Annotated in this window: 20 protein-coding genes and 1 pseudogene; 10 read left to right on the top strand and 11 right to left on the bottom strand. The window is 72.2% G+C overall.

Annotation, left to right across the window (positions count from 1 at the left end; genetic code table 11):
- Positions 1–86 precede the first annotated feature (86 nt).
- Positions 87–2117 carry a fructose-specific PTS transporter subunit EIIC gene (locus HYE82_RS13935; protein WP_179174350.1) on the top strand — a complete coding sequence of 677 codons (2031 nt, stop codon included), beginning with the start codon at positions 87–89 and terminating at the stop codon, positions 2115–2117.
- Positions 2118–2217: 100 nt separating this feature from the next.
- Positions 2218–2421 (top strand): hypothetical protein, encoded by a 204-nt coding sequence (locus HYE82_RS13930; RefSeq protein ID WP_179174325.1) that lies wholly within the window; start codon positions 2218–2220, stop codon positions 2419–2421.
- 278 nt (positions 2422–2699) lie between these two features.
- Here HYE82_RS13930 and HYE82_RS38015 read toward each other — a convergent pair.
- A pseudogene (locus HYE82_RS38015) lies at positions 2700–2965 on the bottom strand (transposase family protein); the annotation flags it as partial.
- A 104-nt stretch (positions 2966–3069) separates the two neighbouring features.
- Between HYE82_RS38015 and HYE82_RS13925 the strand changes: the two are divergent.
- The gene (locus HYE82_RS13925) at positions 3070–3315 is read left to right on the top strand and encodes a hypothetical protein (RefSeq protein WP_179174337.1); all 246 of its coding nucleotides are present in this window, start codon (positions 3070–3072) and stop codon (positions 3313–3315) included.
- 20 nt (positions 3316–3335) lie between these two features.
- Here HYE82_RS13925 and HYE82_RS13920 read toward each other — a convergent pair whose 3' ends face one another.
- From HYE82_RS13920 to tsaD, 3 genes are all read right to left on the bottom strand, one after another.
- Positions 3336–4388: a polyprenyl synthetase family protein gene (locus HYE82_RS13920; protein WP_309144315.1), complete on the bottom strand. Its 1053-nt coding sequence runs from the start codon at positions 4386–4388 to the stop codon at positions 3336–3338.
- An 83-nt stretch (positions 4389–4471) separates the two neighbouring features.
- Positions 4472–5623 carry a tetratricopeptide repeat protein gene (locus tag HYE82_RS13915; RefSeq protein WP_179174336.1) on the bottom strand — a complete coding sequence of 384 codons (1152 nt, stop codon included), beginning with the start codon at positions 5621–5623 and terminating at the stop codon, positions 4472–4474.
- Positions 5624–6162: 539 nt separating this feature from the next.
- Positions 6163–7221: a tRNA (adenosine(37)-N6)-threonylcarbamoyltransferase complex transferase subunit TsaD gene (gene tsaD, locus HYE82_RS13910; protein ID WP_179174348.1), complete on the bottom strand. Its 1059-nt coding sequence runs from the start codon at positions 7219–7221 to the stop codon at positions 6163–6165.
- A 255-nt stretch (positions 7222–7476) separates the two neighbouring features.
- Here tsaD and HYE82_RS13905 point away from each other — a divergent pair, with 255 nt between their 5' ends.
- The 6 genes from HYE82_RS13905 (at position 7477) to HYE82_RS13880 (ending at position 12650) form a co-directional block, all read left to right on the top strand.
- The gene (locus tag HYE82_RS13905; RefSeq protein ID WP_179174335.1) at positions 7477–8361 is read left to right on the top strand and encodes a universal stress protein; all 885 of its coding nucleotides are present in this window, start codon (positions 7477–7479) and stop codon (positions 8359–8361) included.
- 46 nt (positions 8362–8407) lie between these two features.
- The gene (locus HYE82_RS13900; protein WP_179174334.1) at positions 8408–9259 is read left to right on the top strand and encodes a DMT family transporter; all 852 of its coding nucleotides are present in this window, start codon (positions 8408–8410) and stop codon (positions 9257–9259) included.
- A 133-nt stretch (positions 9260–9392) separates the two neighbouring features.
- Positions 9393–10274 (top strand): universal stress protein, encoded by an 882-nt coding sequence (locus HYE82_RS13895; RefSeq protein WP_179174333.1) that lies wholly within the window; start codon positions 9393–9395, stop codon positions 10272–10274.
- A gap of 169 nt (positions 10275–10443) precedes the next feature.
- Positions 10444–11559 carry an AI-2E family transporter gene (locus HYE82_RS13890; protein ID WP_179174332.1) on the top strand — a complete coding sequence of 372 codons (1116 nt, stop codon included), beginning with the start codon at positions 10444–10446 and terminating at the stop codon, positions 11557–11559.
- 436 nt (positions 11560–11995) lie between these two features.
- Entirely contained in the window at positions 11996–12172 is a 177-nt protein-coding gene (locus tag HYE82_RS13885) for a hypothetical protein (RefSeq protein ID WP_179174331.1), read from the top strand.
- A gap of 151 nt (positions 12173–12323) precedes the next feature.
- Positions 12324–12650 carry an ATP-binding protein gene (locus HYE82_RS13880; protein WP_309144314.1) on the top strand — a complete coding sequence of 109 codons (327 nt, stop codon included), beginning with the start codon at positions 12324–12326 and terminating at the stop codon, positions 12648–12650.
- A 218-nt stretch (positions 12651–12868) separates the two neighbouring features.
- Here HYE82_RS13880 and HYE82_RS13875 read toward each other — a convergent pair whose 3' ends face one another.
- From HYE82_RS13875 to HYE82_RS13850, 6 genes are all read right to left on the bottom strand, one after another.
- Entirely contained in the window at positions 12869–13219 is a 351-nt protein-coding gene (locus tag HYE82_RS13875; RefSeq protein ID WP_179174346.1) for a helix-turn-helix transcriptional regulator, read from the bottom strand.
- Positions 13220–13432: 213 nt separating this feature from the next.
- Entirely contained in the window at positions 13433–13846 is a 414-nt protein-coding gene (locus HYE82_RS13870; protein WP_179174330.1) for an STAS domain-containing protein, read from the bottom strand.
- Positions 13847–13863: 17 nt separating this feature from the next.
- On the bottom strand, positions 13864–14289 hold the full coding sequence (locus HYE82_RS13865; protein WP_179174329.1) for an ATP-binding protein: 426 nt from the start codon (positions 14287–14289) through the stop codon (positions 13864–13866).
- Positions 14286–14708: a pyridoxamine 5'-phosphate oxidase family protein gene (locus HYE82_RS13860; RefSeq protein ID WP_256987193.1), complete on the bottom strand. Its 423-nt coding sequence runs from the start codon at positions 14706–14708 to the stop codon at positions 14286–14288. The genes HYE82_RS13865 and HYE82_RS13860 overlap by 4 nt, the downstream gene beginning before the upstream one ends.
- The gene (locus tag HYE82_RS13855; RefSeq protein ID WP_309144313.1) at positions 14705–16429 is read right to left on the bottom strand and encodes a SulP family inorganic anion transporter; all 1725 of its coding nucleotides are present in this window, start codon (positions 16427–16429) and stop codon (positions 14705–14707) included. Before HYE82_RS13855 ends, HYE82_RS13860 begins: the two co-directional genes overlap by 4 nt.
- On the bottom strand, positions 16426–16767 hold the full coding sequence (locus tag HYE82_RS13850; RefSeq protein ID WP_179174328.1) for a metalloregulator ArsR/SmtB family transcription factor: 342 nt from the start codon (positions 16765–16767) through the stop codon (positions 16426–16428). Before HYE82_RS13850 ends, HYE82_RS13855 begins: the two co-directional genes overlap by 4 nt.
- Before the next feature lie 547 nt (positions 16768–17314).
- On the opposite strand from HYE82_RS13850, the gene HYE82_RS13845 reads away from it, so the two are divergent.
- On the top strand, positions 17315–17668 hold the full coding sequence (locus HYE82_RS13845) for a UBP-type zinc finger domain-containing protein (RefSeq protein WP_179174327.1): 354 nt from the start codon (positions 17315–17317) through the stop codon (positions 17666–17668).
- A gap of 36 nt (positions 17669–17704) precedes the next feature.
- Here HYE82_RS13845 and HYE82_RS13840 read toward each other — a convergent pair.
- Positions 17705–18805, bottom strand: a 1101-nt coding sequence (locus HYE82_RS13840) for a M48 family metalloprotease (protein WP_179174326.1), incomplete at its 5' end; no start/stop codon positions are given.

The raw sequence follows: 18805 nt of genomic DNA, 5'->3' as shown, positions 1-18805 counted from the left end.
ACCGTGTGGGACGGAAGGGCACCGATTCCCGGGGGCAAGGGACACTGTCAGGAACCAGTCGAAGGATCGACACGATGACCGACACGATGAGCGAGACCGGCGGGCTGATCACACCCGCACTCGTCGATCTCTACCTCGCCCCCGAGGACAAGAACGAAGCCCTCCGCGTCCTCGCCCAGCGGCTGGTCGCCGAGGGCCGGGTCACCGACCTCGACGGCTTCCTCGCCGACGTCGCCGCCCGGGAGGCCCAGGCCCCGACCGGAATGGGTGACGGGATCGGCATACCGCACTGCCGATCGCCCCACGTCACACAGCCGAGCCTGGCCTTCGGCCGCAGTGCCCGGGGTGTGGACTTCGACGCCCCGGACGGACGGCCCGCCGACCTGATCTTCATGATCGCCGCTCCGGCCGGTGCGGACGACACTCATCTGCAGATCCTCGCCGCGCTGGCCCGCCGCCTCATGGACCCCGCCTTCACCGGCGCCCTGCGCGACGCCGAGAGCCCGAGCGCGGTCGCGGCGCGGATCAACGGCGAGGAGCCGCCGGCTGCCGTCCCGGAAACGGCCGAGGCTTCAGAGGCGGTCGGGGTCCTGAGGACGACCGCCGCTGCGGAGACGGCCGCCTCCGACGGCGGGCTGCGGCTCGTCGCGGTGACCTCCTGCCCGACGGGCATCGCCCACACGTACATGGCCGCCAGGGCCCTGGAACTGGCCGCCGCCCGGGCGGGCGCGCGGATCCAGGTCGAGACCCAGGGGTCGGCCGGGACGACGCCGCTCGACCCCGAGGTCATCGCGGCAGCCGACGCGGTGATCTTCGCCCATGACGTGGAGATACGGGACCGGGCCCGCTTTGCCGGCAAGCCGACCGTGGACGTGGGCGTCAAGGCCGGGGTCAACCGTGCCGACGACCTGATCGCCCAGGCCTCCGGACTGGTCACCGAAGCCGGCGGCGGCGCGCGTACCGCCACCACTCCGGTCGCCGCGCCGAGCGCACCTGCGGGCGAGCACTGGGGGCAGCGGCTGCGCACGTACCTGATGACGGGCGTCAGCTACATGATCCCGTTCGTCGCGGCCGGCGGACTGCTGATCGCGCTCGCCTTCGCGATAGGCGGCTACCAGATCGCCTCCGCGCCGTCCGTACTGGGCCACTTCGACTGGACCTCCTCGCACAGCTGGGCGGCGATGCTGTTCCAGACCGGCAAGACCTCCTTCGGCTTCCTGGTCCCCGTCCTCTCCGGGTACGTCGCCTGGGCGATCGCGGACCGGGCGGCACTGGCCGCCGGCATCGTCGGCGGTGCCGTCTCTGTGGCGGTCGGCGCGGGCTTCCTCGGCGGCATCGTGTCAGGCCTGGCCGCGGGCTTCCTGGTGCTCTGGATGATCCACTGGAACGTGCCCCGGGCGATCAAGGGCATCATGCCGGTCGTGGTGATTCCGCTGCTGTCCGTGGCGGCGGTCGGCTTCCTGATGTTCGTGGTGGTCGGCTCGCCGATCGCCTCGGCGATGAACGGCCTGACCGACTGGCTGAACGGTCTCTCCGGCTCCAACGCGATCCTGCTCGGCGTGCTGCTCGGCGCGATGATGGCCTTCGACATGGGAGGTCCGCTCAACAAGGTCGCCTACACCTTCGCGGCCGGTGTGCTCACCACCGCGGGTACCACCCCGGACGCCGGCAGCCTCAAGGTGATGGCTGCCGTGATGGCCGCCGGCATGACCCCGCCGCTGGGCATGGCCCTGGCGACCGTCGTCCGGCGCAGGCTGTTCACCCCCGAGGAGCAGGAGAACGGGAAGGCAGCCTGGGTGCTCGGCGCCTCGTTCATCACCGAGGGCGCGATCCCGTTCGCGGCGGCCGACCCGCTGCGAGTCATCCCGGCGGGCATCGCCGGCAGCATGACCGCCGGTGGCCTGGCGATGGCCTTCGGCTCCACCCTGCGTGCCCCGCACGGCGGGATCTGGGTGCTCCCCCTGATCGGCAGCCCGTTCCTCTACCTGGTTGCGGTCGTGGCGGGCACGGTGGTCACCACGGCGGTGGTGTTGCTGCTCAAGGCACCGCGGAAGTCCGCCGCCCCGGCGCCCTCCGCCTCCGCCTCCCTTGCCGGGAAGCAGCCGGCCGCCGTCTGACCCGACGGGCCGTGGGATGCCTCCGGCGTGACCCGGCCGCCCGGTGGGAACGGGCGGCCGGTGGGAACGGGCGGCCGGGTCAGGAACCTGCCCGGCGCGCTTGTTCTGGACGGAGCGGACACGCGGGCCGCCGAAGCAGCTGCGGACGCTATACGGAGTTCGATCGAACTCCGCCCACGCGGCCTTCGGCGGCTCCAAGCAGTCGGGCATCGTCCGGGAGACCCACAAGATGATGCTGGACCACTACCAGTCGACCAAGAACCTGCTGGTCAGCTACTCGCCGAAGAAGCTCGGGTTCTTCTGAGCGCCTTGGGCGAGGCGTACCAGGAGGTGCTGCGCAAGGGGCCGCGACCGCACACCACGAAGCTCTGCCGTCGCCTCGGTTCCTGCCGACAAGCTGCTGGGCGGCACGCTGCACAGCCTGGCCGCGCATGCGATGGTCCGGACCATGGGCATGGACGGGCATGGACACGCTGCACAAGGCCAGGCAGGCTCTGAACTGGATCGCCCGCGAAGGCGCTTCAATCGGCGCCATCCGGCCCGTGGACCGCGCCCGCATTCTTCAGTGAGCCTTTTCCAACCTCACGCTGACGCACGGATGCGGTTGGTGCTGCAGCGGAGTTTCCGCAGTAGGCGCCAGCTCTTCAGGGTGGCCGTGGCCTGTTCGCCGGGGCAGCGGATCTTGGCGTGCGTGCTGTTGTGCCGACGCTGCCACCGCTTGAGCCGGGGGCCCGGAAGGGGACTCGGATCGAGCTGCCCGCACCCTGGTACGCCTTGTCGGCCCCACACTTGAGGCCGCCCTCGGCGAGCGCGTCGACGATGCCGTGGGTTCGGGCGGCCGTCAGGTCGCGGGTGGGGTCCGGGCAGTGCGGGCGAGGCCACAACAGCCGCCTGCGGCGCGAGCCACCCGTCGCCTCGTGGCGCCGGGTCACCGCACACCCGCTGGAGCTGGGTGGCGGTGTGGCTGCTGCTGATACTCATGGGCAGCGGCTCGGACCCGGACGTCTTCGACTCCCCTGGGCAGACGGTCCCCGGCCGCGCGAGCATCCGCCACCACCTCGCCCTCGGCATGGGGCGCCACCGCTGCCCGGGCGCGGCCCCGGCGCGTACGGAGGCGGCGGTGACGCCCACGCTCGGTCCGCTGTCCTTCCGCGCTCCGCTGCGGGCCCCGGTCGTCGAGCCGTCACCGACGAGGTGATCACAAAGGCGGAACGGCGATCACCTGGTCCGGTCGAGCACGTACGTGAACAGCCTGTCCAATTGCTGTACGGCGGTGTGCGTGAGGGACGCGTCGCGCAGCGCGCGGCGGGCGGTGTCCAGGTGCCGGCGCGCTTCGTCGCGGGTCGCGGTCCGCCCGCCCAGCTCCTCCACGAGTGCCGCGACGTGTGCGGCGGCCTCGTGGTCGATCGGCTGGGGAGGGTCGAGCAGCGCCGCCAGTTCGTGCGCGGCCCTGCCTCCACCGGCCAGTGCGGCGAGCATCGGGTAGGTCTTCTTGCCTCTGCGCAGGTCGGCGTAGACGGGTTTGCCGGTCACGGCAGGGTCGCCCCAGATGCCGAGGATGTCGTCCACCGCCTGGAAGGCGAGGCCGATATGGCGGCCTGCCCGTTCGAGCGTGGCCACGGTCCGGTCGGGGGCGCCGCCAAGGACCCCGCCGAGCGCAACGGCGCAGCCCAGCAGGGCGCCTGTCTTGTGTTCGGCCATCGACCGGTACTGCTCCAGCCCGACTGCGCCGGGGCCATACCACGGACGGTGTTCGAAGCGCAGGTCCTGCGCCTGGCCGGACACCAGCGCGTTCAGGGTCCGGCAGAAGCAGCGGACCGCGGCCGCCGCGTGCCGGCCCGGGGCCTCGGCCAGGGTGGTCACGGCCTGGGCGAGAAGCGCGTCGCCGGCGAGAACGGCCGGGCCGGTCCCGTATGCCTTCCACACCGCAGGCCGCTGCCGGCGCAGGGCGTCGCCGTCCATGATGTCGTCGTGGAGGAGCGAGAAGGTGTGCACGAGTTCGACGGCCACGGCGCCGGGAACGGCCACCGCGCCATCAGCCCCGACCGCCTCCGCCCCGAGCACGGTGAACGCCTGGCGCACTCCCTTGCCCTCGGATCCGCCGCAATCCGGAGTACCGGCCGTGTCGGACCAACCCAGCGCGTACGCCGCCATCTCACCGGTCCACGGATGGAGGCTGCCCACCGCCTCTACCAGCGCAGGCCGGACGAGTTCACGACAACGCTCCAGGACACGGGCCGGTGCTGCGTCGTGATCGACGTCGTGATCAATCTCGCGATCAATGTCGTGATCACGAGAGGAACGCACCGCGGCCACGACTGCGACGCCCGGCGAGAACGGTGTCGGGACGGCGCTCACCGCAGGCCCTCCACATCGGCGGCCTGAAGCGCCTCGGCCCCGACCGCCGGCAGCACGGGCCCCGCGGCGCCCTGCCCGTGGCCGCCGTGGTCCGGCAGCGGCCCGACCCCCAGTTCGGCCGCTGTCTTGTCCACCATGTCCCGAGCATGCCGCAGCCCTATACGGTCCAGCGTCGAGCGCAGTTCGGCCAGGTCCGCGGCAGTGTGCGCGGCGTCGCGGCCCAGATGGGCGGAGGCCTTGACCAGCCCCAGTCGCGACAACGCCGTCCCGCGCGGCTCGTCCATCTCCTGGAACTCCTCAAGGGCCAGCTCGTACATCTCACGGGCCTGCTCGTAGCGGCCCGCCCGGTACAGCACGTTGCCGCGCATCTTGTGGTTGTAGGCGAGCGCGCTGGACAGCCGCATCTCCCGGCAGGCCTCCTCCGCCTGTGACAGCAGCGACAGGGCGCGTTCCACGTCGGCGTCGCGCACGGACACCACGTCCGCGATGCCGCGCAGCGCCCATGCCCAGCCGCGCCGGTCCTCGGCTCGGGACGCCGTGTCGGCCGCCTCCTCGAACAGGGCCAGGGCCTCGTCGTATTCGCCGGTGTTGCGGTGCATCTGCGCGATGCCCTCCAGCGCCCACACCGTATGCCGGGCCTCGCCTCGGCGGCGGGCCTCGGCAAGCAGCTGCTCGTGCAGCCTCCTCACCGCCGCGTAATCGCCCTGGATGCGCCCGGTCTCGGCGAGCCCCGCCAGCGAGTAGCCGCGCACGACGACGTCACCACCCCGCTCGCCCATCTCGGCGGCCAGCCTCAGCAACCGGTACGCCAGCCTGAACGCACCTCGCTGTCGGGCAAGCGTGCCGCCGCTCCACAGAGCCCACGCCATGGCCCCCTCGTGACCGGCCGAACGCGCCGCTCGGTAGCTCGCCTTCCACGCCCGGTCGGCCTCCTCGATGCGCCCGAGCCTGCGGCAGGCCTCCGCCACGGCCAGCCCGCAGCGCGCCTCCTCCCGTCGGTCCCCGGCCCGTTCCGCCGTCCGCAGCTCCTCCATGCCCCGGGCCAGCACCTCGGGCAGTGAGGCGTTCACCGACAACGATTCGAGAGCACCCTGGTACTCCGGCGCCGATGCCTTCGCCCGCCTCGTCCTACGCACCTGACCTGCCATCACAACCCTCCTCGTGTCGACTCGACGATCAAGTCGACACGAGAACCAAGACGGCGACCGCGGGCCGGGGTTCCCTCTCGGACGAGAAGTCCGCCTCCATACGGACGCGGCATCGTCCTCAAGTGCTACGCGGCTGTCGTCGACTCGTCAGCGAGATGTACGCCGGGGCTCCCGGACCGGCAGGCCCGTTCAGCGTGGGGGTGAGGATCGAACGAACGACGGACGAGCGGTTCCGGCCGGAGCACCACCCGGTCGTGGCGGTGGTCGTCCGCCGGTCGCTGGTCTCCTCCAGGAGCAGCTCGGGGTTCCCCCTGAAGGGGCCGCGGTCGTCCAGCCGGCGGCCACGCCGACGACGGCCGCTCCGTCGAAGGCCAGGGGGACGCCGCAGAACCGGACCGTCGGGCGGGCGCGCGACATCGCCGGCCGACCCCCGCAGGTGACCGTCGGCGAGGGGCGTCCTGGTTCCACGCACACCCGTCGGACGTCCTCGCGGCGTGCGAGCAGTTGCGTACCGGACACCGGTCGGACGGCCGGCCTGGTCATGCGACGGTCGCGGCCGGCCGGGCGACCGGGTGCAGGGCGGCGTACTCGAGGGGAGCGGAGGGGTCGACGGACATGTCCAACTGTGCCGGGCGGGAGCCGGACCGCACGAGAAGGTCGCCCACGGCCGCGATCATCGCCCCGTTGTCGGTGCACAGGGTCAGCGGCGGGACCCGGAGTTCGACACCGGCGGCCGCGCAGCGCTCTTCCGCGAGGGCCCGCACCCGCGAGTTGGCCGCGACCCCTCCCACCACGACCAGCGTCCGCACGCCGTACTCCCGGCAGGCGGCGAGCGCCTTGCGGGTCAGCACGTCTGCGACGGCCTCCTGGAGGGAGGCGGCGCCGTCGGCCACCGGGATCCCCTCACCGGACTGCCGGTGCCGTTCGGCCCAGCGTGCGGCGGCGGTCTTCAGGCCGGAGAAGGAGAAGGCGTACGGATCGTCGCGCGGGCCGGTGAGCGGGCGGGGGAAGGCCACCGCGCACGGGTTGCCCGTACGGGCGGCCCTGTCGATCGCGGGCCCGCCCGGATAGGGCAGCCCGAACACCCGCGCCACCTTGTCGAAGCACTCCCCTGCCGCGTCGTCGACGGTGTCGCCGAGGTGCAGGATCGGGTCGCGCACGAGGTCCCGTACGAGCAGCAGCGAGGTGTGTCCGCCCGACACGATCAGCACCATGCACGGATTCGGCAGCGGCCCGTGCTCCAGGGTGTCTGCCGCCACGTGTCCGGCCAGGTGGTGCACCCCGTACAGCGGCACCCCGGCCGCGAAGGCGAGCGCCTTCGCGCCGGCCAGGCCGACCTGGAGCGCGCCCGACAGGCCCGGACCGGTCGTGACGGCGACGGCGTCGAGGTCGCGCAGGCGCAAGCCCGCCTGGTCGAGGGCCTCCTGGACCACGGGGTTGAAGGCCTGGAGGTGCGCGCGGGCGGCGATCTCGGGCACGACCCCGCCGAACCGGGCGTGCTCGTCCATGCTCGACGCCACGACGTGCGCGAGCAGCCGCCCACCGGAAACGATCCCGGCCCCGGTCTCGTCGCACGACGACTCGATGCCCAGCACCACCGGAGCGCCCACGCCGACCTCTTTCGCATATTGCTTGCTCTTGCAACCCATATGCAACAAGGTACCGGTGTATCGCCCCGCCTGCCGGGAGGTCGGCGTGGTCACCCACCGGATGGGCATCGCAGCAAGCGCTGACCAGCGTGGCGCGCCCCGCGGGAGGTCCCGTGGGCATACTGGAGAACACGTCGCGCGTCACGAACCCCGCAGCCCGGGGAGAGGGCCGCACACCCCGGTCGTCAGGAGGGAGCGCGTCGCATGTCCCGCCCCGTGACCGTCGGTGTCGACGGGTCGCCCGAGGCCGTTGCGGCGGCCGGTTGGGCCGCGCGGGAAGCGGTGCTGCGCGGGGTCGACCTGCGTATCGTCTACGCAGATCAGTGGCCGGGGCCGGTGGCCGTACAGTCCGGCAGCCCCGAAGCGCGGCGCCGATGGGCCGAGGAGTTGTTGGCCGAGGCTGCGGGAGCAGTGCGGCGCGAGCACCCTTCTCTGCAGCTCGAGACCCGGCATCGGTCCGGGCAGCCCGCCGAAGTCCTGGCCGACGAGGCGGCCGGGGCCGGTCTCCTCGTCCTCGGCTCCCGCGGACTGGGCGGGGTGAGGGGTTTCCTCCTCGGGTCAGTCGGCATGGCGACGATCAGCGTCACGGAGCGACCGGTCGTGCTCGTACGGGCACCGGGAGGGTCGGCCGCAGCGGATGGGGCTGCTGCTGCCCCGGCCGGCCCCATGCGCGGCGTGGTCGTCGGCGTGGACCTCGACCGGTTCTCCCCTCCGCTCCTCGACTTCGCCTTCCAGGAGGCCGTACTCCGTGGCGACCGCGTCCTGGTCCTGTACGGGTGGTCGATCAGGCCCGTGGTCCGTGACGCCTCGGCGCTCGTCGCAGCCGAGCGGGAGATGGGCCCGGACATCGCACGTCGCCTTACGGAGGCCCTGGGACCATGGAGGCGGGAGTTCCCCTCCGTGGAGATCGTCGAACGATCGCCCATCGGCGGCCCGGCTCGGCTGTTGCTGCACGCCGCGGACAACGCGAACCTCGTGGTGGTCGGCCGACGTACGCGCCAAGGCTCTCTGGGCGCGCACATCGGGTCCCTCACCCATGCCGTGATTCACCACTGCCCGGTGCCCGTCGCCGTCATCGCCCATGGTTGACGCGTCAGACGTGGTCCGTCCCGTGGCGGTGAGGAATCCTTGACCCGTGAGCATCGTGGTCGCGGTGGGGAGTGCCCTGCTGGCCGCCGTATGTTTCGGTGTCGGGTCGGTGCTGCAGCACGAAGCGGCGCGGCAGGCGTCGATGCAGAAGTCGATGAGGCTGCGGCTCCTGCTCGACCTGGTCCGCCGGCCCGGATGGCTGGCGGGGTTGGGGCTTTCCGTCTCCTCCTTCGCCTTTCTCGGTATCGCGCTCGCGTTCGGCCCCTTGGTCCTGGTCCTGCCGCTTGCGGCAACCGACCTCCTCTTCGCGCTGCCGTTCCTGGCCCTGCGTCAGGGGGAGCGACTGACCCCTTGGGAGAAGACCGGAATCGTCTGCACGGCGGGGGGCGTGGCGGTGTTCCTGACGGTGCTGCCGCTCTCTCCTGGCGCTACGGTTCCTGCGGTCCATGACTGGTTGCCTGCGTTCGCGGCGGTCGTCGGTGTCGTGGCCCTGCTGGCGCCCGTGGGAGCGTGGCGCCCCGGACGGTTGCGGACGGCCGCATACGCCATCTGTGCGGCATCGATGCTGGCGCTTCTCGACGGCTTGACCAAAAGCACGGCCGGCCGGTTCCGGGCCGACGGCCTCGAAGTGCTTCTCCACTGGGAACCGTATGCGCTGATCACCGTCGGGGTGACGAGCTTGGTCCTGTCACAGAGCGCTTTCCAGGCGGGCTCTCTGGCCGTCAGTCTGCCGATCATCGACACCCTGGAGCCGGTCGGCGCCGTCGCCATCGGCATCGCCGTCTTCGGCGAGCAGCTCGCGCTCACCGACCGGGCCCTGACGGTGCAGATGCTCGGAGCGGCGGCGGCCGTGACAGGCATCGTGTTGCTGGGACGGTCGCCGCTGGCCACGGAATGACAGCCTGTGCCGCAGTGGCACGGCCCAGCCCGGCGGCTCCGGGCGACGCGTGGGCCGAGGACCTGCCGACCGGTTGGCCGTGCGGCCTTGTCGGGGTGAGGCTTGAGACACGCGGCCGAGCGAAGGAGGGCCCGTGAGTGGTCTGGTGATCGTGGGAGTGGACGGCTCGGCACCGAGTCTTGTCGCTGTGGAGGCGGCTGCAAGGGAGGCCCGGTGGCGGAACGCAGGGCTTCAGATCGTCCATGCCTTCCGCTGGCCGCCGGTCCGCGTGTCGACGGGACCGCCGGTGCCGCCGCCGGCCGAGCGCGAGGTCCGGCAGATGACAGAGGGCCTCGTCACCGAGGCGGTGGAACGCGCCAAGTCCGTGGCGCCGTCGGTGGACGCCACCCATGCCGTGGTGACGGGGGAGCCGGTGACGGTGCTGGAGGAACGATCGCGTGCCGCAGAACTGGTGGTCGTCGGGTCCCGGGGCATCGGAGGGTTCGTCGGGCTGCTTGTCGGCTCTACGGCGGTACACCTCGCCCCGCGCGGCCGATGCCCCGTGCTCGTGGTACGGGACCGGCCGGAGCCTGCCGGGTCGATCGTCCTGGGGGTCGACGGCTCCCGGGCCGGTGCGGCGGCGGTGGACTTCGCGTTCGCGGAGGCCACACTGCGCGGCGTGGGCATCGTCGCCCTTCATGCCTGGACCACGTGGAATGCCCCCGTGCCTCCGCCGCAGGATCCCGCAGAACCGTACGCGAGCCGCCCGGGCATGCTCGCCCAGGCAGAGGAGCGGCTGCTTGCCGAAGCTCTCGCAGGTCATCGGGAGCGTTACCCGGACGTCCCGGTCGAGCCTCGCGTTGTGCACGCCGCCACCCGAGAGGCTCTGATCGGGGCAAGCGCCACCGCGCAGCTCCTGGTCGTCGGCGCACGGGGGCGCGGCGGGTTCGCGGGCCTGCTGCTGGGTTCCGTGAGCCAGGCGGTGCTTCACCACGCGCACTGCCCGGTCGCCGTGGTGCGGTCCGGCGAGAGCTGACCGCAACCCGTCACCGTCTGTCAGGGCGACCGGAGGACAGCGCTCCGGCCGGATCTGTTCTCGTCCCCGAGACGTGGCGGTGCGATCGATTCGCTGTCGGGCCGGGCGGGCGGTCCCCGCAGTGGGGGCGGGCCCCGGGTGCGGACGGGCGTGTCCGTAGGGTGGGCCCATGTCCGCCACGTTGAGTTCCACCAAAGCCGCCGCCGCACTGCGCACAGCGGCTCGCGTGTCCGCCGAGTCGATGTTGGTCCTTCTGATGGCCGGGGTGACCCTGTGGATCGCGGGTCGCATGTGGTCGGTCGTCTGGCCGCTCATCGTGGGCCTGTTCCTCACGACCCTGACCTGGCCGCTGACTCGTTTCCTGCGGCGTCACGGCTGGCCTCCCGCCTTGGCGGCAGGGGCCGTCACGGTCTCGTTCATGCTGCTCGTCGCCGGCGTCATCGCGCTCATCGCGGTGCCGGTCACCTCCCAATCCGGGGAGCTTTCGAAGGGCGTGGTCGAGGGAATCCAGCAACTGCGTGAGTGGGCGGCCGGGCCGCCGCTGAACATCGGCGACGACGAGATATCCGGCGCTTTCGACACGGCGATGGCCCGCGTCCAGGGCAGCATCGGCAGCATGGTCACCGCGGTCGCGACCGGCGTGGGCACGGTGTTCAACGGCGTGGTCACGGCCTTCCTGGCCCTCTTCCTCATGTTCTTCTTCCTGAAGGACGGCCCCCGGTTCCTGCCGTGGCTCGCCCGCCAGCTCCCCGGGCGGCTCGCCGTCGACGTCCCGATCGTGGCGGAGAGGAGCTGGGACACCCTGGGAGCGTTCGTGCGCAGCCAGGCCTTCGTCGGCCTCCTCGACGCCGTGCTCATCGGGCTGGGTCTGTGGGTCCTCGACGTCCCCTTGGTCCTTCCGCTCGCAGTCCTGACCTTCGTCTCCGCGTTCGTGCCGATCGTGGGCGCCCTGTTCGCCGGCTTGGTCGCCGTTCTCATCGCGCTGGTGTCGAACGGCCTCACCGATGCGCTGATCGTTTTGGCGATCATCGTCGTGGTGCAGCAGTTGGAGGGAAACGTGTTCCAGCCCATGATCCAGAGCCGCGGACTCGGCCTGCACGCGGCCGTCGTCCTGCTGGCGGTGACGCTCGGCGGCAGTCTGGCCGGCATCGTGGGCAGTCTGCTCGCCGTCCCGTCTGCCGCGTTCATCGCGGTGTTCTGGAACCACCTGCGTGAGCAGCTCAGCGACGAAAGGGCGGCACCGGAGCCCGACGAGGCACACGCCGCCGTCCCCGTCCCGTCGTGACCCGACGGCGGGCCGCCCGCCGACCCCGTTGCACGGGCCCGAAGGCGGGGGGCCTCCGGCCGTCGCCCGCGTGGCCGACGTCGCCGTTCCTCCACTCCGGGTCGTAGGCGCGGGGCACGCCGGCGCCGCGTGGCTCATGGAGCAGTCGCCGTCGACGGTGAGCCCACTGCGAGCGTGAGACCGGAACGAGTACGGCGACGAGCGCGGCACATGAGCGCCGTCACCCGGCTCTGAGTGAGTACGCGTACTCAATGGCGGCGCGTGCGGGCGCGGCGGTCACCGCGCACGTACCTCTGGTGGCCTCGCGTCGGCCGCTGTCCCCCCGGATCGGCCGGACGCTGCCGCACCGGTCCTGGCGGGCCGGGGCTGCCCCCACGGTAGACTTGCAGAGTTATGCAATTCACTAGTTCCGATATGAGTGGACGGAGGTCGGGGTGTGGCCGGGTTCATGGAAGCGGCGTTGGAGCGCGTCCGGGTGGCGCGGGCTCGTCTGGCGGCTGCGCAGGCGGATGACGATGCCTTCGAGGAAGCGCAAGCCGCCGAGGAGCTGGAGGACGCGCTGCGGGTGGCCCGTGACCACGGCGTCCGCGTTGACGGCGCAGGCGGCCGGTGAGGCCGGCGATGCGGTCCTCTCGGCCGGCGGCCGGGTAGTGGGGCGTCAGACGAGCGAGCGGCAGGGAGCGCAGGCGCGCCGTCATGTGTGGACCGTTGCGCTGGCGCCGGGCTCGGTGCGGGCCGTCAGGGAGCGTACGGAGCGGTCGTTGGTGCTGTTCGGCGTGGCGGTCGACTCGTCGCTGGGCGGGGCCGTGCTGCTGGTGGTCAGCGAGCTGGTCGCCAACGCCGTCCGGCACGCCCACGGCTCCCCGGACGCCGAGATCACCTTGACCATGAACGATCACCTGCTCGTGGTGGGTGTCGGCGATCGGGATCCGCGGCCTCTGGCGCCGGCGGGCCCGGCCTGCGGGCAGGGGCTGCGCACGGTGGCCGACCTCGCGCGCGAGTACGGCGGCGACATCCGCGTCGAGCGGGCCGCCGACGGGCGCGGGAAGGCGGTCGTGGTCCGCTTCCTCCTGCCGACCGGCACCCCGTGACGGCACCGACGAGACGGAGGATCCCCGTACCTGATCCGGCGCACGTGTTCGCCGGATTCCTGTAAGCGCACGATGGGGTCCTCGCCCGTCTCCCTTCGTTCGTCAGGCGCCCAGCCCGCCGGCGCAGAGCTGTCACGCGATCAGGCTGTTTACGGGCGTGACAGCCACCCGGTGTCGCCGGCGCCGGGTGAACCCCTGCTACGGGAGACGGCCGCCGTTCAAGGGCGCGTCGACTGCTGGGGCCGGGCGGCGCGCAGGTCGGCCAGAATTTCGGCTTGGCCTTCGAGGACGCCGGAGAGGATCCCGCGGGCGACGCGGAGGAGCTCGGCGACGTCGGGGCTGGTGAGCCGGTAGTACACGTTGGATCCCTCGCGGCGGGTGGCGACGAGGTTGGCCTTGCGCAGCACGGCGAGCTGCTGGGACAGGGAGGCCGCCTCGATGCCGACCTCGGGCAGCAGTTCTGCCACCGCGTGCTCGCGCTCGCTGAGGAGTTCCAGTACGCGGATACGGGCCGGGTGGCCGAGCGTTTTGAAGAACTCGGCCTTGAGCTGGTAGAGGGGGGTCCTCACCTGCGTGTTCCCGCTGCCGTCCTGGGCCGTGCTCTTGTGTGTGCGTGGCACCTCATCCACCCAAACTCCTCGTGTGGGACTCCCGGGAGTGGAGGGGGTCCCGCCAACATGCTGTGACCTCCACAATTGCAGATTTCTGCAACTGATGGACACTCGTGCGTCCCGATCGGGACGAACGGCCCGCTGCTGCGTGCCGTCCGGCGGCAGGGCAGGTCAGGTCAGGGTGGCCGCGTCGGCCGGGCGCGCGGTGGGCCAGTTGCCGGTGCTCCACTGCTTGCCGGCCCGCCTGACCGACCGGTGGGCGGCCAGGGCCGCGGGCAGGTCGGCGTGGACGGGGATGTCGGGGCAAGTGGCGTCGGGAACGAGGGAGCCGTCGGCGGGAATCGCGGCGAGTTCGAGGCGGCGGCCGTGCTCGGCGAGCAGGCGGGCGGCCTGGGCGACGGCCAGCTGCCCGCCCGCCGACCAGCCCAACAGCCTGGTCAGGTCCAGGATCACCGGGCCGGTGCCCCGGGCCAGGGCCCAGCCGACGGCTCCGGTGAACCGGCCGGTCGATTCCGCGCCCAGGTATCCGGCCAGGGAGAGGACCCCCAGGTGTTCGTGGGCGGCGTACTGCCACTCGATCGTCATGCTCGCTTCCTCGGCTTTCACAGGGGCAGGGTGATCCGGATGCTCTTGCCGTACCCGTCCGCATCGGGCCGCAGGACGGCCGTGCCGCCCAGCTCCATGGTCATTTCCACCACGGTGGCCAGCCCGCCGCCGGGCGCGGCGGCCAGTGCCCCGTACAGGGCGGGCTGGTAGGGGTGGCTGTCGTGGACGGCGAACGCGAACACGCCCGGACCGTGGGCGTAGGTGACGGTGACCGTCGGCGAGAGGACCGCGGCATGGCGGACGGCGTTGGTGACCAGCTCCGCCACGATCAGCAGCGCCGGCCCCACGCTCGGATGCCGAAGATCCACGCCGCAGTCGATCAGTACGTCTTCCGTGGTCTGCCGGGCCAGGCGCACCGCCGCACCGGTCGTGGGCAGGCTCAGTATGTGCCGGTAGGGCAGCGACTCCACCTGGACGCTCACCGGCCCGCCCCATCAAGAGTGCGGGCCAGACGGAACCCGGCCACGGACTGCGGATGCAGCCGCAGCAGCGTGTCGTGCGGCCCGTGGGCCCAGCCGGCGAGGGTGCGCCGGTAGTGGGCTGCCTCGTCGGGGTGGGTGATGACGTCGGCGGGACCGTGGGCCGTGACCGTCCAGCCGGTGCGTGCCGCGCCGTGGATCTCGTCCACGTGGTAGGTCAGCACCGGCCTGCCGGTGACCACCGCAGCCTGGACCGGTGTCCGGACCACCAGGCGGCCGTACTCCATCACATGGGTGGCGGGCCGTACGATCGCGTGCTCGCGCTGGGTGTAGACGAGGCGGCCTTGGCCGGAGCCCTGCAGCAGCCACAGGGCTTCGGTGCCGGATACTTCGAGCATCGAGCGGTCGGCTGGGGCGGTCATCGCGGCGCCTTTCGGATCCGGTGCGGGTGGTGCGGGTGCGGCAGCAGCCCGGCCTGTTCCAGGTGCTCACGGGCCCCGGCGATGGCCTCGGGGGTGGTGGCGTACTCACGGCCCCCGCTCCGGAGCAGGTCCAGCGCGCCGACGGATTCCAGCACCTGACGCTGCTCGGGGCGGATACCGGAGGTCATCACCGCGATGCCCCGCCGGTTCAGCTTCTCCACCGCGTCCTTCAACACCAGGGCTCCGGTCGCGTCGATCGTGGTGATCCGAGACATGCGCAGGATCACCACCCGCACGTCGGCGACCTCGGACAGCTCCAGCAGGAAGCGGTGGGCGCCGGCGAAGAACAGAGGGCCGTCGATGCGGTAGGCGACGATGTGCTCGGCCAGCAGGGCATGCTCCTCATCGCTGTGCTCGCCCGGCAGATCGGGGCGGAAGTCGACCTGGTCCATCCGGGCCTGGGCGGCCACCGCACGCAGGGCCAGCGCACCGGCGACGGCAAGGCCGATGATCACCGCGTACACGAGGTCGAGCGCGAGCGTGGCCACGGCGGTCAGGACGAGCACGGCCGCATCGGAACGGGTGGCCCTGGCCATGGCCCGCAACGAGCCGACCTCGACCATCCGTACGGCGGTCGCCAGCAGCACACCGGCCAGCGCGGCGAGCGGAATCCTCGCAACCAGCGGGGCGGCGGCGAACACGATCACCGCGAGCACCGCAGCATGCGTCAGCGCGGCCAGCCGCGAGGACGCTCCCGTGCGGACATTGACCGCCGTCCGGGCTATCGCCGCGGTCGCGGGCACGCCGCCGAACAGCGGGGCGGCCAGATTCGCGATGCCCTGCCCGAACAGCTCCTTGTCCGGATCGTGCTTCTGCCCGACCGTCATCCCGTCCGCGACCGTCGCCGACAGCAGCGACTCCAGCGCCGCCAGCGCCGCGACCGCCACCGCCGGAGCGAGCAGCGACCCGGCCGCGGAGACGTCGAGGAACGACAGGGACGGCGCGGGCAGACCGGACGGCAGATCGCCGATCGGCGCTGCCCCGTCCAGGTCGAAGACCTGCACCAGCACGGTCGCGGCGATCACTGCGACGATCGAGAACGGCACCGTCGGCCGCCAGCGGGCACCCAGCAGCATCACCGCGGCCACACCCGCGGAAAGCCCGATCGAGGTCCAGTTCGGGGACGCCGCGAACTCCACCAGAGCCCGCCAGGCCACCAGGAGGACCTTCTCGCCCTCGGGCTTGTCCACCCCCAACGCGTTCGGGATCTGCTGGAGGCCGATGACGCAGGCGATCCCGAGGGTGAAACCCTCCACCACCGGCGCCGGCACGTACCTCATGTACCGGCCCGCCCGCAGCAGAGCCAAGCCGACCAGCAGCACACCGGCCATCAACCCGACGGTGAGCACCCCGCCCGGCCCGTACTGCGCCACGATCGGCACCAGGACCACCGTCATCGCCCCGGTCGGCCCGGAGACCTGCAGATTGGACCCGCCGAACAGCGCCGCCAGAGCGCCCGCGACCACCGCAGTGGCAAGACCCGCCTGCGCACCGAGCCCCGAGGAAACGCCGAAGCCGAGCGCCAGAGGCAGGGCGACGATCGCGACCGTCAGCCCCGCCAGCAGATTCCGGCGCGGATCGCGGCCCATCACCGCGAGATCGGCACGCGCCGGAAGCACCGCCCCCACCCGGCGCGCCACCTGGATCACGAACGGGTTCACGAGGGCTGGTCCCCCGACTCGCGCAGCTCCGCCAGCAGCTCGGTCCGCCCGGCCAGCACCTCCGTCAGGATCTTGCGCGCCGCGAGCATCAGCGCCGCCACGTCCCCTCCAGCGAGCTCGTACACGACCGTCGAGCCGTCCCGGGTCGAGACGACGATTCCGGACCGGCGCAGAGCCGTCAGCTGCTGCGACAACGCCGACGGCTCGACCTCGATCGCCGCCAGCAGCTCGCGCACCGGCAGCGGACCACCCTGCAACAGCTCCAGCACCCGTATCCGAACGGGATGCCCCAGCATGCGAAAGAAGTCCGCCTTCGCCTGATACAGCGGAACAGCCACCGTCCCGCACCCTTCTGCTCCGGGAAACGTCAGGTGTTGTGCCCGCGGCTACCTGCGGGCACAACACCTACAGCATCTATTGAATTGCAGATATTTGCAATTCATGGAAGCTGCGGACCGTTCGCGGCGGTGACGCCGCAGCGGACGCGCGGCGGACGTGAGCGCGGCCGACGCCGGGTCCTACGGGTCCGTGCGGGGACGCGTCGGCATGGCGGAGCGCGTCCGCGCCCTGCAGCACCTGCGAGGCTGGCACACTGCCGGTGACGGCTTCCGGATCCGGGCGAGCCGGAGGCGCGCGAACCGGCGGCCTGTGCGGGGCTCGCGACCACCCCGGCGGGCCGAGTTCCACGACCTCGTCGCCGACGGCCCGGCCGGGGTCGGCGCGGCGGTGTACGGGGCCCCGGAAGGGCCGCGGGCCGTGCCGGTGGAGCGGTCGGCGACCACCACGACGGCCTCCGGGTGGAATCCGTCCCGGGCGGCACACGGTTCAGGCGCTGCCGCTGACCGCTCCGGTCGAAGCCGGGAACGAGAACGCCAAGGAGCCCGCATGAGCGAGATCGAAGGAATCGACCCGCACGCCACGCCCAGCGGCACCGGTTGCGCGGACTGCGACGCGGTGGGCGGCTGGTGGTTCCACCTGCGGCGCTGCGCCCAGTGCGGCCACATCGGCTGCTGCGACTCCTCGCCCGCCCAGCACGCCACCGCCCACTGGAGGTCCACCGGCCACCCCCTGGTGCAGAGCTTCGAGCCGGGCGAGGAGTGGTACTGGGACTACCCCGCCGGCACCCTGTACGAGTCCGGGCCCGCGCTGGCCCCACCAACCGGCCACCCTGCCGACCAGCCGGCCCCGGGGCCTGCCGACCGTGTCCCGCAGGACTGGCCGGAGCTGCTCCACCGCTGAGCGCCGGCCGGCTCCGGCTCCCGCCCGGCCAGAGCACTAGCGTGGCAGCTGCTGGGACATGACCAGCCGGACGTTCCGCAGTCGGGCCTCGACGTTCGTGTGTGCGGCCTTGGCCACCAGACGGCCGCCGCCCGCCGACTGCCCCTGGTACTGCTGCGGCGCGTACGGCTGCGGCGGGTACTGCTGGGGAACGGGTGGTACGCCGAGGGGTGTCGGAGCCGGAGCCGGGCCCTGCGAGGGAAGGCCCGGCACTGCCGCCGCCCGCGCCTCCGACATGAGGACGTCCTCCAGCGCCTCACCGAAGCCCAGCCCCACCGCGTACGCGTCGGCACGGAACTCGGCCCGCCGGTGCAGCCAGGCGACGAGCAGCGGCCCGGCCGCCACCGGAACGACGAGCCACCACATCCCCTCCAGGAACGTCATCACGAAGAGGAACTGAACGATCGTCAGCGACAGGCAGCCACCACAGGCGATGCCCGCCCAGTGCTTCGTGCGGAAGAGCAGGAACAGGAAGGCGACGACGGCCCGCCCGGCCACCCGGGCGGGCAGGGCGTACCAGTCGGCCAGCATCGCCGCCCAGGTGTGGCCGCCCACGTGGTGGCCGAGCTCGTGCGCGAGCACCGACCCGAGGCGGGAGTTGGGGAGCCGCTCCATCGCGTGCCGGGTGACGGCGACGATGTGCCCGGCGGCAGCGGTCGCGTTCAGCTCGGTGCGCTCCTGGATCCACAGCTCGTACGTCTCCCGGTTCACCCCCGCACGCCGGGTCACCTGCTCCCAGACCAGGTCCAGCCGTCGAGCCTCCTCGGGGGTGGGCCTCCGCATGCCCAAAAGGCGCTGGGCGATGGCGGATTCCACCTTGCGGTTGAAGATCAGCGGTCCGGACAGCAGCCAGACCACCGGGACGACCAGCCCGACGACAGGGATGAGGCTGGACAGGAGGGCGACCACGGCCAGGCTGATCAGCCCGATCGGCACGGTCACGAGGAGGTGGGACAGCGCGGCGCCGTCGATGCGCCGTTGTACGGCCTTCACCATCCGGCGACCCTGGTCCAGGGCCAGGTCGTCGTGGTCGATGACGGGCCCGGGGCCGCCGGGTGCCGAGGGGGTGGTCAGCGGGGCGGACGGGGGTGCCGGAGG

The sequence above is a fragment of the Streptomyces sp. BR123 genome, assembly GCF_013401435.1.
Taxonomy (GTDB): domain Bacteria; phylum Actinomycetota; class Actinomycetes; order Streptomycetales; family Streptomycetaceae; genus Streptomyces.
The sequence above is the reverse complement of the archived record's forward strand: the minus strand, read 5'-3'. Positions and strand labels throughout refer to the sequence as shown.